Here is a 14,823-nt window from a genome sequence, read left to right on the forward strand (position 1 = left end):
AATGGGAAAATTGCAGAAGATGAAGCTGGAGGCTTATGATAATAGTCTTATGACCGGATCTCCCGTCGCTTCTGTGGAGGTTCCGGTTAATCCTGACAATTATAAGTTGACGAAAGATATCGGGCATTCCGAGAACAAGGAGCAGGGGCAGAAAGATACAACCGTCCACTTTAATAAATACGAGAAAGAGAATTTATCTTTCAGCGTAGTTTTTGATGGGACAGGGGTAATTCCTTCTACGAATATGAATACGGTGACAGACAAAGTGAAAGAACTGGAAAAAGTCGTATATAACTGTAATAATAAAATTCACCAGCCCAACTTTGTCAGGATCGCCTGGGGAAAACTTGTCTTTTGCGGGCAGTTAAGTACTTATAGCCTGAATTATACCCTGTTTTCATCGGAAGGAGTTCCGCTTCGCGTAAAGATCGATATGGCTTTCAGCCGGGCGGTCAGTCAGGAAGTCGCAGTTAAATTGAGAGAAAATGCAAGTATAGAGGAAGTGAATGTCGAATTTAAAGAAGGAGACACGGTAAGCAAAAAGTGCTATACTATGTATGATAATGAACTGGTAGCTAGGGAAGTGGCCAAAGAGAATGATTTGGATCGTTTTAGAAATATTGAACCGGGGACACAATTAGTGTTTCCCGCATTAAAATAAAAAAATATGGATGTATCACCAGCAGAAAACAGTAACAGGATCGTATATTATAAAATCGAATCGAACGGTAAGGAGATCGACAAAGCTTTTCGTTTTTCCTATTTTTGTTCAAGCAATCTGCTGAACCATATAGGGAAAGCAACCTTGAAGTTCGACACCGGTAGTGTAGAGAAAATGTCTTTTGACGAATCGGACGGAAGTACGTTTCAACCGGGTGTCGAAATCCGGGTTTACGCAGGATATACAAAAGGGAAGGAAGAACTGATTTACGAAGGGGTTATCATCAGCCAGAGTCTCGAAATACAGGGTACTGTCCGTCCACAATTGGTCGTCGAATGCCGGGATTATACTTTTGCCGCTACACGAGGACGGAAAAATGCTGTATTTGAAGAAATGTGCGATGGCGATATTATCTGTAAAATATTGAAGCCATACGGTTTATCATGTACGGTTGAAAAATCGACGATGAATCATCATTCATTGATCCAGTATTATTGTTCGGATTGGGATTTTATACGTGCGCGTGCCGAGGCGAATGGTCTGGTGATATCTGTAAAAGGGAAAAATGTGACGGTTAAAAAGCCGGAGGTAAACCAGAAAGCTGTTTTAAATGTGGAATATGGAAATGATTTGATCAGCTTTAATGGTTCCCTGTCAGCAACCGATCAGTATAGTCAGGTTGTCACGAATGCATGGGACTTTGATAATCAGGAAGTGATTTCAGCTTTAGCTTCTTCTCCAACCCTGAACAATCAGGGAGATCTTTCGGCAAGTAAATTGCAAAAGGCAGGTGGAGACAAAATGGTTTACCAGACAGATTCATTTATCGTTAAAAGTTCATTGAAAGTCTGGGCCGATTCGATTTCTTTACGAAATGGATTATCCCGCTATCAAGGTGATTTTTCTTTTGTTGGGAATGCGGCTCCTTTTCCGGGCTGTATTGTCGTTTTGTCTAAATTAGGAAAGCGGTTTGACGGGAATGTCTATGTCGGAGGAGTAGAACATACGATTGAAAAGGATTTATGGCACACTCGCATTATTATGGGATTGCCTTCGGATAACGTGACAGACTTGCCGGATGTAGTGGCTCCTGCGGCTTCCGGTTATTTGCCGGGGATTGAAGGTTTGCATATAGGGAAGGTAAAAAAAGTGGAGGATGATCCGCTTTCTCAGAATCGCATATGGATAGAATTACCATTACTGAATGGTGTAAAAAATACGGTATGGGCCCGTTTAAGTACTTTGTATGCGTCATCCAATGCCGGAAGTTTTTTCCTGCCCGAAGCCGGCGATGAGGTTGTTGTCGGTTTTTTCAATGATGATCCTTGCTCGCCCGTTATTTTAGGAAGCCTGTTCAGCAAGAAAAAAGTATCTCCTTATAAGCCGGGGCAACGGAATGATATGAAAGCTTTTGTCACACGGGAGAAAATGAAGATTGAGTTTAATGAGGAGAAAAAGATCATAACGATTTCTACACCCGGAAATAATTCAATTGAAATCAATGATGATAAAAGTCGAATCCGGTTAAGCGACCAGCATAAAAATGAGATAGTGATGGATCGTAATGGCATCCTGTTTAATTCGTCTAAAGATATTGTGTTAAAAGCAAAAGGCAATATCTCGATGGAAGCAATGAAGATGGATATGAACGCAAAATTGGATGTCGGAATAAATGGAATGAATGTGAAAGTCGCTGCTAAAATGGGAGTTTCTATGAAAGGAAATGCGACTGCCGAACTTTCTGCTTCCGGGCAAACAACTGTCAAAGGGGGAATTGTGATGATAAATTAGGATAAAAAGAACAATTAAAAAGCAAATAAAATGCCACCAGCTGCAAGAATAACCGATATGCATACTTGTCCGATGCAAACGCCCGCTTTCCCTTCTCCTATCCCGCATGTGGGAGGACCCGTAATAGGACCGGGTGTTGCGACTGTTTTAATAGGGAAACTGCCGGCGGCAGTAGTAGGAGACATGTGTGTATGTGTCGGACCGCCCGACACGATAATGAAAGGATCGTCAACCGTATTGATAGGGGGAAAACCAGCTGCCCGCATGGGAGATACGACTGCCCATGGCGGGACGATTGCGTTAGGATGCCCGACTGTAATAATAGGAGGATAGAAGATATGAATCATAATTCGTTTTTAGGTAAGGGCTGGAGTTTTCCACCGCAATTTGAACGGAGCAATGAGGTTACACACATGGTCGTGGATGAGGAAGATATCAGACAAAGTCTGATAATCCTTCTTTCAACTTCAAGAGGAGAACGTTTTAATCGGCAGTATGGATGTAATCTGAATGATTTTTTGCATGAAGAAATAAATCCTACTACCCTTCAATTGATGGAAGAGCAAATTCAGAGGTCTGTTCTTTTGTACGAACCACGGATTGAATTGATAAATGTTAAATTTGATACTACCCAAGAAGTGAGTGGAGTCATTTTGATCAATTTGGAATATCAGATCCGAAAATTGAATGTGGTGTCGAATTTGGTATATCCGTATTATTTAGAAAATCGGTAATCGCGTGTTTCGAGACAGGGATAAAGAAGGTTTAAGCAGACAGGAACGATTGGATGCAATCCGTACGGATCGACCGTTTCGTGTTATGGAAGATGATTTTTTCCACCTGGCCGGGCGTGTCCTTGACAATACTTCTTTTATCCGTTATTTTAATGCTAAGAATATTCCTGACGGATATTGGGAAGAACTTTATAAAAACCAGCCGTTAATCATACTGCTGGAGATTCTCCTTTTCGATACCGTAAAGAGAGAACGGGATTTTGACGGTCTGAAGTTTGTGAATGACCGTCGTTTGTTATATAACGAACTTCAGATTGTTTTTGAACAATGGGAAGAGCGGTTAAGTCACTTTTTTACGCCCCGTACGCCTTTGTTATTAACACATTTACGACTTCAAACAACTATTTGGGCGCAATCGGAATCATTAACAAAAGGAAATACAACAGATAGCGGGATCGATATTAACGATAATGAATATATCCGATTAAATTATTATAAAGCTTTGGATTTTATACGGGATATCCAGAATCAAAGTGAGTTGTATTTTCATGATATCGAAGTCACCGGAGAAGTCGATCCTTCGGTCGCTATCCTTATTGCATTTATAAAGAACTATAGGAAAGTTGTTTCAAAATATAATAAAAGATGGGAGCAACTTCCTGAATATTATCTGGATAAAATCCTCCATGTGACTCCTCGCTGCTTTTTACCGTGGACAACCTGGTTGGTTCTGGAAATGGAGGAGAATACCGATACTGTCCATATTCCGGCTCATACGGCTTTTATTGCCGGCAAGCAGAAAGATGATATATCGATTCTTTTCAGGAATGAAAAGGATTGTTATGCCAGCCGGATGCAAATAGAGAAAGTATTGGCTTATTATTTTGAGGATGTTCTGTTGAGGAGCGACCTGTCGGATTACATTAATCCCGAAGATCCTTCAAAGGTAGATTCTAAAATCATTTTTCAGAATGATGTTCGGGCAGAAGTTTTTTCTGTCGGTATCATGCTGGAATCGTCATTACTCTTTATGAAAGAAGGAGTGCGTCAGATATTTGTCACCTTGGATTTGTGTGAAAAGAATGGTTTGGAAGACTCGGAAAAAACATGTATTCCGGAAAACCTGAACGATGCCTTTTTCCCTGAAATCAGTACACTTGCTGGCTGGAATACAATAGAAGATTATACGTTGTTGTACGATAAGGAGAAGAATTGTCTGAATTTCCAATTCCGGCTTCCACTTGACTATCCGGCTATCGAACCTTGTAGTGAAATACATGGAATCGTTACGCAGGCACCGGCTATCCGGTTGCTGATGAATGCGGAAGCAACCTGTTATCCGTATAAATGGATGGCGGATAACCGCTTCGAGCGGATACATATACGTGTAGATGTCTCGGAGATTATTCCTTCGGAGGTTTTAAGTGTTTTAGGACAAGCAGATTCTTCGCAACCTTTTTTCCCTTTTGGGGCGATGCCGGAACAAAATGACTGGTTGGTTTGGAAAAATGAAGAGATTGCCAGGAAAAAGGTCAAGGAAGTTTGTCTGAAATGTAGCTGGTTGCAGTTGCCGGCTTCCGAATTAGGTTTTTACGATGTTTATAAAAAGTATGTTCCACCATTGGACAATAGTTCTTTTAAGGTACGGAAAGAGTATTTATCACAAAATAAATGGATACCGGTTTCTGTTGGAAACGACCCGTTATTTTCATTTGTTACTGCTAAGGGAAAGGTGGAAAGAGAAAGTTCTTTTACTTGGTCGGCAGGTGGAGATGCCGGATTTGACGGATCATTCAGGTTGGTATTGGCAGAACCGGCAATCGGATTCGGACATGTTGCCTTCCGGAAACTCTTTAATGAGTGTGTACTTCGTAATACATTTAGAAAAAAGAAGGAAGAACTTCCGGAAGTTCCGATAACTCCCTTGATAGATAGTGTGTACGTCAGTTATACCGCAGAAGAAGAAATATCGACATGTGCCGGAGGGGCTTCATCAATTGCCTTTTATTATGTGCATCCGTTGCTTGATGATTGTTTGAGGAAAGTGACGTTGACGGCTCCTCCCTTGTTATATGAAGGCGTTTCGAATAAGCGTAATTTATTGTTAGGGATTTCCGGGGCTATAGGGGAAACTTTTATCCGCTTTCTGGTTGATTTGGCTCCATTCGAGAGAGCTGTCAGACGGAATAATTTTCAGATAGTGTGGTTTATCAAGAAGAAACAGTGGCATTGGGAACGTTTATCTCCAGAGACGGTTCGTACAGATACGACAGACTGTTTCTTGCAAACGGGACTGATCGAGTTGCAACTCACGGAACCGGTGTCTAACGAATGGTTGGATGAAAATGGATTGTGTTGGATTTGTGCAGCCTTTAAGGATGCGAAGGAAAAGGAAGAAGAATTGAGTCCTGTCATTTCTGGTTTTTATATGAATGTGCTGCAAGTGACATTAGATACCGGACAGCCTGGATTTGATGAGAAACAACTTCCTTCCGGTTTCCCGGTCGGAACTATCCGTCAGGTGGAGAATGTGTTGCCTGGAATTTCAGGAGTCATGCAGATAGTCGACGCTTTTGGCGGTGGGCTGGAAGAATCCGGAGATGAACTGAAAGTCAGGATTGCCAATCGGATCAGTAACCGTGACCGGGCTGTTACTAAGCGGGATTATGAAGAATTGGTGCTGACCAATTTTGGCGAAGTCGGAAAAGTTTATTGTCTTGTTGAAAGAGAAGCGGAAGAAGCTGGGGCCGTAGCCGTTTCTTTGGTGGTGATTCCTTTGGTTTATGAGAAAGGGAAATATCCGCTTTGTGAAAATTCTCTTTTGTGGCGGGTTGAGGATTTTATGAAGGGACATACCAGTCCGTTTGTCAAACTCTATGTTCGTAACCCTTTTTATGAGGAAGTTACGGTTCGTTGCCGGATTAAACTGATGAATTCGGATATTCCGCGTGGAGAAGTGGAAAGAGAACTCGTGCAGCGCATCAATCACTGTATTGCTCCTTGGCAGGAAACGAATGTTCCTCCTCTTTTTAGCCATTCTTTCGGATTAGATGACATGAAGAATGTAATAGCGAACAGCCCTCTAATCCTGTCGGTAACAGACTTGGTTGTCTTGCACCGCACATCTGTAGGTATGTTTCGTTACCATCTGGAGTGTGTGTATGATTGTGATGAGAAACCGGCGCGTATAAAAGCATATTATGCCGGAAATATTCTGTTCCCGGCACAAAAACATTTGATTTATATGTCAAAGGATGAAAAAGAAGGTTCACCGGTTGGAATAGGAGAACTGAAAATTGGTAATACATTTATAATAGATATAATAGACTGATATATGGCAAAAAGAGACAGAAATACTTTAAAATCCTATTTTAAATGCGGGAATATGCCACAAGAGGAGCATTTTAGCGATTTGATCGACTCGGTGCTGAATCTGGTGGATGATCAGCAACCGGTCGTTCCGACTCCACCGCTGCCGCCTTCTCCGGATCCGCCTTTATCCAAAGAATTCCGGGTTGAAGTGCCGGCCGATGGCAATTGGCATTCACTGACCGTTCCGTCGGATCGTTGCCGCTGTTATTCGCTGGTTGCTGGTTGTAGCTCTGCGAAGGAGGATCGGTTTGCTTTGATTTATGCGGTGGCCATGCATTGCATGGGGAATGCCCGCAAAATCAAATATATGACAAGTTGGTATCTGTTTTTCCCCAGTAAGTTGAAACTACGCTGGTATTCTGATGACAATGCCTGGACTTTACAGATTCGTACCAGGCATAACTATGGGGATGGCGTTAGTATTTATGCAAAGCTGACGGAACTGTGGGGAGAGACTGAAATGAACTGGATACTTTAAAAGAACCGTTTATGTCTATAACTCTGAAAAAACAGGAAGAGGAATTGTACAACATTCTTCAGGAAAATGCGTTGAAGATTGTTCAGCAACTGTCTGGTCAAATTTGGACAGACTATAATGAGCACGATCCGGGTGTGACAATTCTGGATTTGTTGAATTATGTTCTTTGGGAGTTGGATTATCAACTATCTTTTAATCTGGAAGATTATCTGACAACTATAACCGGACGCTTTAATCCGGACGCACATGGACTTTTCAGGTCGTCACAGGTATTTTCCGTATCTCCCGTCACTATAGACGATTATCGCAGGCTTATTTTTGAAGAGTTTGATGATATAGAAGATGTACAAATAGATAGACATAAAGCGGATTTGACTGATCCGTATTCCTGTAACGGATTATATGACATCAGAATACAATTAAATCTGTGGAGTAATAACAGTATCCGGCAGAGATATGTGCGGAATAGAGTGAAAGCACTGTTTCATGCTAACCGGAATTTATGCGAATCGTTGAACCGGATCGACTTTGTAGATTGGCAGCAACTGGATATTGAAGCCGAACTGGAAATTGATATACAGGCGGATGCTTCTGCTTTGCTCGCTTCTATTTATATAGAAGGGAACAAATTGTTCTCCAGTGAAAAGAGTCTGCAACAAATGTCCAATTCGGCTTACTTTACATCCAGGTTGTATGAACGGGTAATGAATTTGCCGGAAGTTAAATGTATTTATTCTTTGAAGTTAGTAGCGGAACCTGAAATTTGTAACCGGCATGCAACCGTCCGTTTTCCTAAAAAGATGAAAGAGGTAAAGATCGCTTTGATAAAAGGAGGAATACGGGTTCAGGCGGACATGGAGGTCGTATCACGGCTGTTTTATCAATACCGGATTAGTTTAAATAGAAAACATCACCCCCTTGTAGTTGCTGATGACGATAATCTGTTGCCAACAGGAAAAAATCGTGATATTTATACTTATTATAGTGTACAGAACGACTTTCCGAATTGTTACGGCATTAATAAATGGGGCGTTGCTCCCCATGAACCGGTTCTCAGAAAAGCGCAGGCAAACCAGTTGAAAGCTTATCTGCTGGTGTTCGATTTGCTTTTTGCCAAAGGATTAAAGGAATTGGAGGAACTTCCGGATTGGATGACGTTGAATAGGTCCTTGCCGGCAGATGAAAATCCCGATCTGTCGAATGATCCTTTATTAAAATGGAACGTATTGGTAGATAAAGAAATTAGAGCGGCACATAACGCAGTTCGAAAACGTACGCTTGAAGGAGAAAAAAATAAATGGCTGGATGTCTTGGACAAGTTGTACGGAGAGGATAGTAACCCGGCTTTCCTGGCTGGTTTTAATTATTATGATGAGACTCCCGAACAGATGATCGGCCGGCGAACCGATTTCCTGAGAAATATTCCGGAATGGGGGCGTGATCGCTTTAAAGGTATTAACTTATATGATATTTCAGCAAAGGGACGGAGTGGAATCGAAAAATATATCTATTCATTGCTGGGCTTTGCCGGAGTTCCGGGGCATCCGACTGCCAATTTGTATGCAAGCTATAATGTAAGCGTATTGAATGATACGACTTTTTTAAGTAAGTTGGGATGGCTGATAGATTATCATCTGATAATGCCGGAGAGACGCGGGTTTGCAAGAGATGAACTTCAGGATATCCAAGTCCGTACACAACCTTGGTCGGATCAGGATTATTCGGAATTAAGAGAAGAAATTCCTTTTTTAAGGCATGGATTCCTTTTTGAAAGCTTTTTGCAAGGTGCGTGTAAAAAAGATAATTTCAAACGTTTTTATATACCGGGTGCAGGTTCCCATTTGCTTCTTTTCTTTCATGAAGAAAAGCGGGACTGGATATGTTTGGGCCGTTTTAATACGGAAGAGAAGCTGACTCGGATTACAAACAGCCTGATTAGTTTCTTGTTTATGCTGAACCGGAAAAGCGAAACGTTTTATGTTGTCGAACATTTGTTATTGCGCCCGATCCGACCTGATTCAGCCGTGCAGGAAGAAGAGGATGATTTCGACGCAGAGGAAGTGTCGGAGGAGGATGATTTCCTGAGCCGGTCGGATGAGCTTCCTTTGGATTTTGCCCTTAGTGTAGTTTTTGCCGGCGGCTCGTTGCGTATGGCAGATCCGTTGTTCCGTAAACAAATGGAGTCGTTGGTGCTTGATCGGCTTCCGATCCATTTGGAGATCCGTTTTTTATGGCTTCGACCTGAACAGACGGCTTTGTTTGAACGAATTTATTTCGCTTGGCGTGAAGCCTTATCTGCTTCATCCGATCAGGTGGCAAATCGGCTATCGGCCCGGTTGGTGGCTCTTTTAATAAAGTTAAGGAATCAGGATGATAACGATTAATAAAGTATCATTTGAGTTTTATATGGAGGGTGAACCTTTCGCCCGTGCCTTATATGGGAATTGGGATTCTTTTTGCCGGGTTGCTTTTGAGACTACGACTGACCGTGTGCTGTCACGTTTTGATACTTCCGGCGAGATTATCCGGTTAGAATCGTTGATCATTGATTTAGGGAAGATGGAAGAGGCAGAATTTTATGACCTTTTTCCTAAACGTCTGACCGAACAACTTCAGAGCCTCTTTTCTGCATTTATATCGGACCCGAAAGCTTATTCCCGGCAATTGCAGATTATTCCGGCCAGTAAAAGCAAATTGGAGACATTGGCTTTTTATTTGCAACATGGTTATTTTCATTGGGAAACGGAAAGCGGACTGAGTGATTTTCAATGCTTGGTAGAGCTATTGTTACAGACTGATGCCGATCCTTTATGTGATTTGATTCGTTCGTTCGGAGTGAATGAGATGATCCGGCAAAGATTGGTCACGCAGCTATCCGATAAGATGCTGGAATCGGTCATTCTTTTGCTTGAACCGATAGAAGGCAATTTTATTAATAATTATTCGCGTGTGCTCACATCTTTATATTCGCGCACCGGCCATTCGGAAATAGGGCAACAGGATTTTCGAGATGTGGTCCGGAATCTTGTTTTTGCCTATTTGCTCTATCCGAACAGAGGCTATTTTAATCGGAAGCAATTTGTATGGCAAACAATATCAGGTTTGTCCAGAAAATATAATATTCATTTGCTATCTTTGATAGATCTTTTATCGAGTCAAGTGAAAGTATTGTCGGAAGGACAAAGCCTCCTACCGGAACTTTTTCTGATTTTGACGGATATCAGGAAAGAGGTAAAGTTGGACGAACCGGTAGTCGATGCAGTTAGTGATTTACCTTGTATCGAAATATCGGAATACTTAAAAGAAAAACAAATTCCAGAGAAGGAAAATAGTTTATTAACAATCAAAATAAATGAAATTATGGAACTGGGTAACAGTGTGAGTTTGGAGGTGGCGAATGCCGGCTTGGTGTTGTTCAATCCGTTTCTGCCCCGGCTTTTTAGTGTGTTGGGGTATTTAACAGATGATAGATCTTCATTTAGAAACGAAGAATTTCAGCGACGTGCCATATTTGTCTTGCAGTATATCGTATCGGAAGGCAAGGAATTTTCAGAAATTGATTTATCCTTGAATAAACTGCTGACCGGATATCCGCTTTCCTCTCCGTTGCCTCGAAGTCTTGAGCTGAGTGAGGAAGAAAAAGATACAGTGCTTTCATTACAACAGGCAATTTTGCAAAATTGGAGTAAAATGAAAAATACATCTTACAGGGGATTTTGTGAAACATTTGTACGTCGGCGTGGAAAGTTAGTGGAAGAAGATCAATATTGGACATTAACAGTGGAAGAAAGGGCTGTGGATGTGTTAATGCCTTCGATTCCCTGGAGCTACTCGATGGTGAAATATCCTTTTATGCCTAAAGCTATACAAGTCAAATGGAGATGAAATTAAAATATGAGAACGGAAAGAATTAGACAAACAGAGCCGGTTTCCCATGTACGGCAATCAACGGCAGTGTCAAATGCCATGCAAATGGAAGATAACCGGGACGCAGCCTTGTTGCAGGCAAAGGTGAAAGACACGATTCAGTGTCAGTCCTTGGATGATGAGGAAGAAGACGATTTGATCCAGGGAAAGTTCGAGAATAAAACAGGAATGCCGGATGCCGTTAAACAGCGGATGGAAGAATCGTTTGAAACGGACTTTTCTTCTGTACGGATTCATCCGGATTCATCGAAAGCTCCGGAAGTCGGCGCTTTGGCCTATACGCAAGGATCGGATATCCATTTTGCTCCGGGGCAGTTTAAGCCCGATACTTCAGCCGGCCAGCAACTGTTGGGCCATGAATTGACCCATGTGATTCAGCAATCCGAAGGACGTGTTCAACCGACTACCGAAATAGCAGGAATGCCTGTCAATAATAATGAAAATTTGGAACATGAAGCAGATGTTTTAGGCAGTCGGGCTGTCAGATAAGCGATATGGAGCAACTGTTAACCTGGTTTCAGCAAATTCTGGATGCAGCGATCCGAATCTATTTTCAGCAAGGAGGTGATTTTGCCTCTTTGCAGGAAATCGGTGAGCCGTCCGGAAAAATACTGGAGGAAATTACCGGTGTGCCGGAACAGCAAATATCTTTTGAAGAAAAGGTGGTGCTGATGCTGGCGCTCATGCCTCATCTTTGTCCCCAGGCGTTGGATATTTTTTTTGTCAATAATAAGAATTTCGACCGTCCTTATACTGAATTCGGCGGTTGGAAAGGGCTTTCCCACGGTGGATTTCTGCCTACCGGTGAAACGGCCTCTTTTATTCTGGCCGGTGATAATCTGGGAAAAAGAAAGCATATTATCTCTTTATTCGGGCGTGAACATTGGTTTTGTAGCCGTAATATACTTTTTCTGGAAGGAAAAGGAGAAGGAGAGCCTTTTTTGAGTGGACAGTTACGGGTATCCGATGAGGTACTCAGTAAGGTTCTATGGAATAAAGAGTATAAGCCGGATTATAATGTGAACTTTCCGGCAAAACGGATCACGACCTCTTTGGATTGGGAAGATCTGGTTCTCGACTATCGGGTATTGATGGAAATAGAAGAAATCAATACCTGGATTACAGGACATGAGACCATTATGGAGTCCTGGAATTTAAAACGTTTCCTGAAAGCCGGATACAGAAGTCTTTTTTACGGTCCTCCGGGGACGGGCAAAACACTGGCTGCTACTCTGATCGGAAAACGGAACCATATGGATGTTTACCGTGTGGATCTTTCCATGCTTGTGTCGAAATATATCGGGGAAACCGAGAAAAACCTGGCACGTGTGTTCGATTTGGCAGAGAACCGTAACTGGATCCTGTTTTTTGATGAGGCAGACGCATTGTTCGGTAAACGTACTTCAACCGATTCTTCCAATGATCGCCATGCCAATCAGGAAATCGCCTATCTGCTGCAACGGATTGAGGACTTTCCCGGAACAGTTCTGTTGGCAACGAACCTGATTTCCAATATAGACGAAGCCTTTTCACGCCGTTTCCAGTCTGAAATTTATTTCCCGATGCCCGATCAGGAAAAGAGAAATGTCTTGTGGGAGAATATGCTTCCGCCAAGCTGGTTGCCGCCTGAAAGAAGGGGTGATCTGATCAGGGAAATTTCCCGGCATGAACTTTCCGGAGGATCCATTTCCAATGTCATACGAAGTTGCGCTCTGCGCATGCTTGCCATAGGGAAACATCAGCTTGACGGAGATTTGCTGAAGCAATCCGTCCAGCGGGAATTATATAAAGAAGGGAGACATTGAAATCTCCCTCTGTTTGTTAATCGTATTTGATAACGCTGACCGGGCAACTTTCGGCAGCCTCCTTTATTCCTTCTTCATAATCGTTGAAGTTTACACCTTCATTTACACGTGAGCGGTCTGTAACCTGAAATACTTCCGGACAAATACCTTCGCATGTACCGCAAGCGATACAATCTTCTTCTATCCAAACACTCTTTATTGCCATATTCTTTACATTTAAGATGATTAATATGTTAAGATAACAGCTCTGCGGCTTGAATTGTTGATGCTGAACGAGAATATCCTGACATTTTGATTTAAATTTAATTTAACGCTTCAGTCTCTTATTTTAAAAAATTATTGATTATGTTTACAGCGCTGAAATAATCAGTCATTGAACACTTAATAAATTTAAGAGATACTATGGACAACGCAATTTTTAGTTTCCCCAAACCTATTAATGAGCCGGTAAAAGCATACGCTCCCGGTTCGAGTGAAAAATCATCCTTGAAAAAGGCTCTTGCACAGCTTTCTTCAGAAGAATGGGATATACCATTGGTTATCGGAGGTAAAGAAATCCGTACAGGCAATACCGGCAAAGTCGTGATGCCTCATGACCACCATCATGTATTGGCAACTTATCATAAGGCCGGAGAGAAAGAAGTGCAGATGGCTATCGATGCTGCCATGAAGGCGCACAAGGAATGGTCCGAACTTCCCTGGGTGGAACGTGCTTCCGTCATGTTACGTGTAGCTGAATTGCTTTCCACCAAATATCGTTATATATTGAATGCATCTGTCATGCTGGGACAAAGTAAGAATCCGTTCCAGGCAGAAATCGATGCTCCTTGCGAATTGATCGACTTCCTTCGTTTCAGTACTTTCTATGCCAGTCAGGTATATGCCGACCAGCCTTATTCGGAAACAGGCATCCTGAACCGGATGGAATACCGTGCTTTGGAAGGTTTCGTGTTTTCGCTCACGCCGTTCAACTTTACCTCTATTGCCTCTAATTTGAATATGGCGCCTGCTATGATGGGAAATGTGGCAGTCTGGAAACCGTCGACAACTGCTATCCACTCTAACTATTTCCTGATGAAGGTATTCCAGGAAGCCGGTTTGCCTGACGGAGTTGTCAACTTCATTCCGGGGCAGGGAAGCGTGATCGGCAAAGTCGTAACGGCCAGTCGTGATTTAGGTGGTTTCCATTTCACAGGTTCCACTTCCACATTTAATACTCTTTGGCGTCAGATCGGTGAGAACTTAGGACATTATAAATCTTATCCGAAGATTGTCGGTGAAACAGGCGGTAAGAACTTTATCTTCGTTCATCCTTCTGCTCCGGCTTTGGATGTTGCAACAGCTATTGTACGTGGTGCGTTTGAATACCAGGGACAGAAATGTTCGGCAGGTTCACGTGCTTATATCCCTGCTTCACTCTGGAAAGAAGTGAAGGATTATGTCGGCGATATGCTGAAAGAAATCAAAATGGGAGATGTTCAGGACTTCACGAACTTTGTCAATGCGGTTATCGATGAAGCTTCGTTCGACAACATCATGAGTTATATCAATTATGCAAAACAGTCTCCTGATGCAGAAATCGTTTTCGGTGGAAATGGTGATAAGTCCGTTGGTTATTTTGTTGAACCGACTGTTATACAGACTACGGATCCGATGTTCAAGAGTATGGTGGAAGAAATCTTCGGTCCGGTTATCACGATTTATGTATATGATGATAATAAATATGAAGAAACACTCGAACTCTGCGACCGCACATCTCCGTACGGTTTGACCGGTTCTATTTTTGCACGCGATCGTTATGCCATCGATATGGCATTTAATAAATTGCGTTATGCAGCGGGTAACTTCTATATTAACGACAAACCGACAGGAGCCGTTATTGCCCAGCAGCCGTTTGGCGGCTCGCGTGCTTCGGGTACGAACGATAAGGCAGGAGGACCGTTGAACTTGATTCGCTGGACAAATGCCCGTTGTATCAAAGAAACATTAGTTCCACCGACAAGCTATGGTTATCCGTTTCTTGGAGAAAAGTAATTAATTTAATAATGAGCCGAT

General features: G+C 42.3%; 12 protein-coding genes. 11 read left to right on the forward strand and 1 reads right to left on the reverse strand.

The features are described from left to right. The first annotated feature begins 1 nt into the window (after position 1). The 10 genes from H8S65_RS06170 (at position 2) to H8S65_RS06215 (ending at position 12,768) form a co-directional block, all read left to right on the forward strand. Positions 2-661 carry a CIS tube protein gene (locus H8S65_RS06170; protein WP_186929124.1) on the forward strand — a complete coding sequence of 220 codons (660 nt, stop codon included), beginning with the start codon at positions 2-4 and terminating at the stop codon, positions 659-661. A gap of 6 nt (positions 662-667) precedes the next feature. After that, the gene (gene vgrG, locus H8S65_RS06175) at positions 668-2,452 is read left to right on the forward strand and encodes a type VI secretion system tip protein VgrG (protein WP_186929125.1); all 1,785 of its coding nucleotides are present in this window, start codon (positions 668-670) and stop codon (positions 2,450-2,452) included. A 30-nt stretch (positions 2,453-2,482) separates the two neighbouring features. Then, on the forward strand, positions 2,483-2,785 hold the full coding sequence (locus H8S65_RS06180) for a PAAR domain-containing protein (RefSeq protein ID WP_186929126.1): 303 nt from the start codon (positions 2,483-2,485) through the stop codon (positions 2,783-2,785). 80 nt (positions 2,786-2,865) lie between these two features. Then, on the forward strand, positions 2,866-3,186 hold the full coding sequence (locus H8S65_RS21300; protein WP_363182446.1) for a GPW/gp25 family protein: 321 nt from the start codon (positions 2,866-2,868) through the stop codon (positions 3,184-3,186). Between the two features lie 4 nt (positions 3,187-3,190). Then, positions 3,191-6,517 carry a baseplate J/gp47 family protein gene (locus H8S65_RS06190; protein ID WP_186929128.1) on the forward strand — a complete coding sequence of 1,109 codons (3,327 nt, stop codon included), beginning with the start codon at positions 3,191-3,193 and terminating at the stop codon, positions 6,515-6,517. Between the two features lie 54 nt (positions 6,518-6,571). Beyond that, positions 6,572-7,036: a hypothetical protein gene (locus tag H8S65_RS06195; protein ID WP_186929129.1), complete on the forward strand. Its 465-nt coding sequence runs from the start codon at positions 6,572-6,574 to the stop codon at positions 7,034-7,036. 11 nt (positions 7,037-7,047) lie between these two features. After that, on the forward strand, positions 7,048-9,420 hold the full coding sequence (locus tag H8S65_RS06200; RefSeq protein WP_186929130.1) for a hypothetical protein: 2,373 nt from the start codon (positions 7,048-7,050) through the stop codon (positions 9,418-9,420). Between the two features lie 22 nt (positions 9,421-9,442). Then, positions 9,443-10,921 carry a contractile injection system tape measure protein gene (locus H8S65_RS20915; protein ID WP_255489051.1) on the forward strand — a complete coding sequence of 493 codons (1,479 nt, stop codon included), beginning with the start codon at positions 9,443-9,445 and terminating at the stop codon, positions 10,919-10,921. An 87-nt stretch (positions 10,922-11,008) separates the two neighbouring features. Next, positions 11,009-11,452, forward strand: a complete 444-nt coding sequence (locus H8S65_RS06210; protein ID WP_255489049.1) for an eCIS core domain-containing protein — start codon at positions 11,009-11,011, stop codon at positions 11,450-11,452. Positions 11,453-11,457: 5 nt separating this feature from the next. Next, positions 11,458-12,768, forward strand: a complete 1,311-nt coding sequence (locus H8S65_RS06215; RefSeq protein WP_186929132.1) for an ATP-binding protein — start codon at positions 11,458-11,460, stop codon at positions 12,766-12,768. A 16-nt stretch (positions 12,769-12,784) separates the two neighbouring features. Here the strand turns inward: H8S65_RS06215 and H8S65_RS06220 are convergent, their stop codons facing one another. Beyond that, positions 12,785-12,973 carry a ferredoxin gene (locus tag H8S65_RS06220; protein ID WP_005637036.1) on the reverse strand — a complete coding sequence of 63 codons (189 nt, stop codon included), beginning with the start codon at positions 12,971-12,973 and terminating at the stop codon, positions 12,785-12,787. A gap of 197 nt (positions 12,974-13,170) precedes the next feature. On the opposite strand from H8S65_RS06220, the gene pruA reads away from it, so the two are divergent. Continuing rightward, a complete protein-coding gene (pruA, locus tag H8S65_RS06225) occupies positions 13,171-14,802 on the forward strand; it encodes an L-glutamate gamma-semialdehyde dehydrogenase (RefSeq protein ID WP_186929133.1) in 1,632 nt (543 codons plus the stop codon). Positions 14,803-14,823: the final 21 nt, after the last annotated feature.

The sequence above is a fragment of the Parabacteroides hominis genome (assembly GCF_014287585.1).
Taxonomy (GTDB): Bacteria; Bacteroidota; Bacteroidia; order Bacteroidales; family Tannerellaceae; genus Parabacteroides; species Parabacteroides hominis.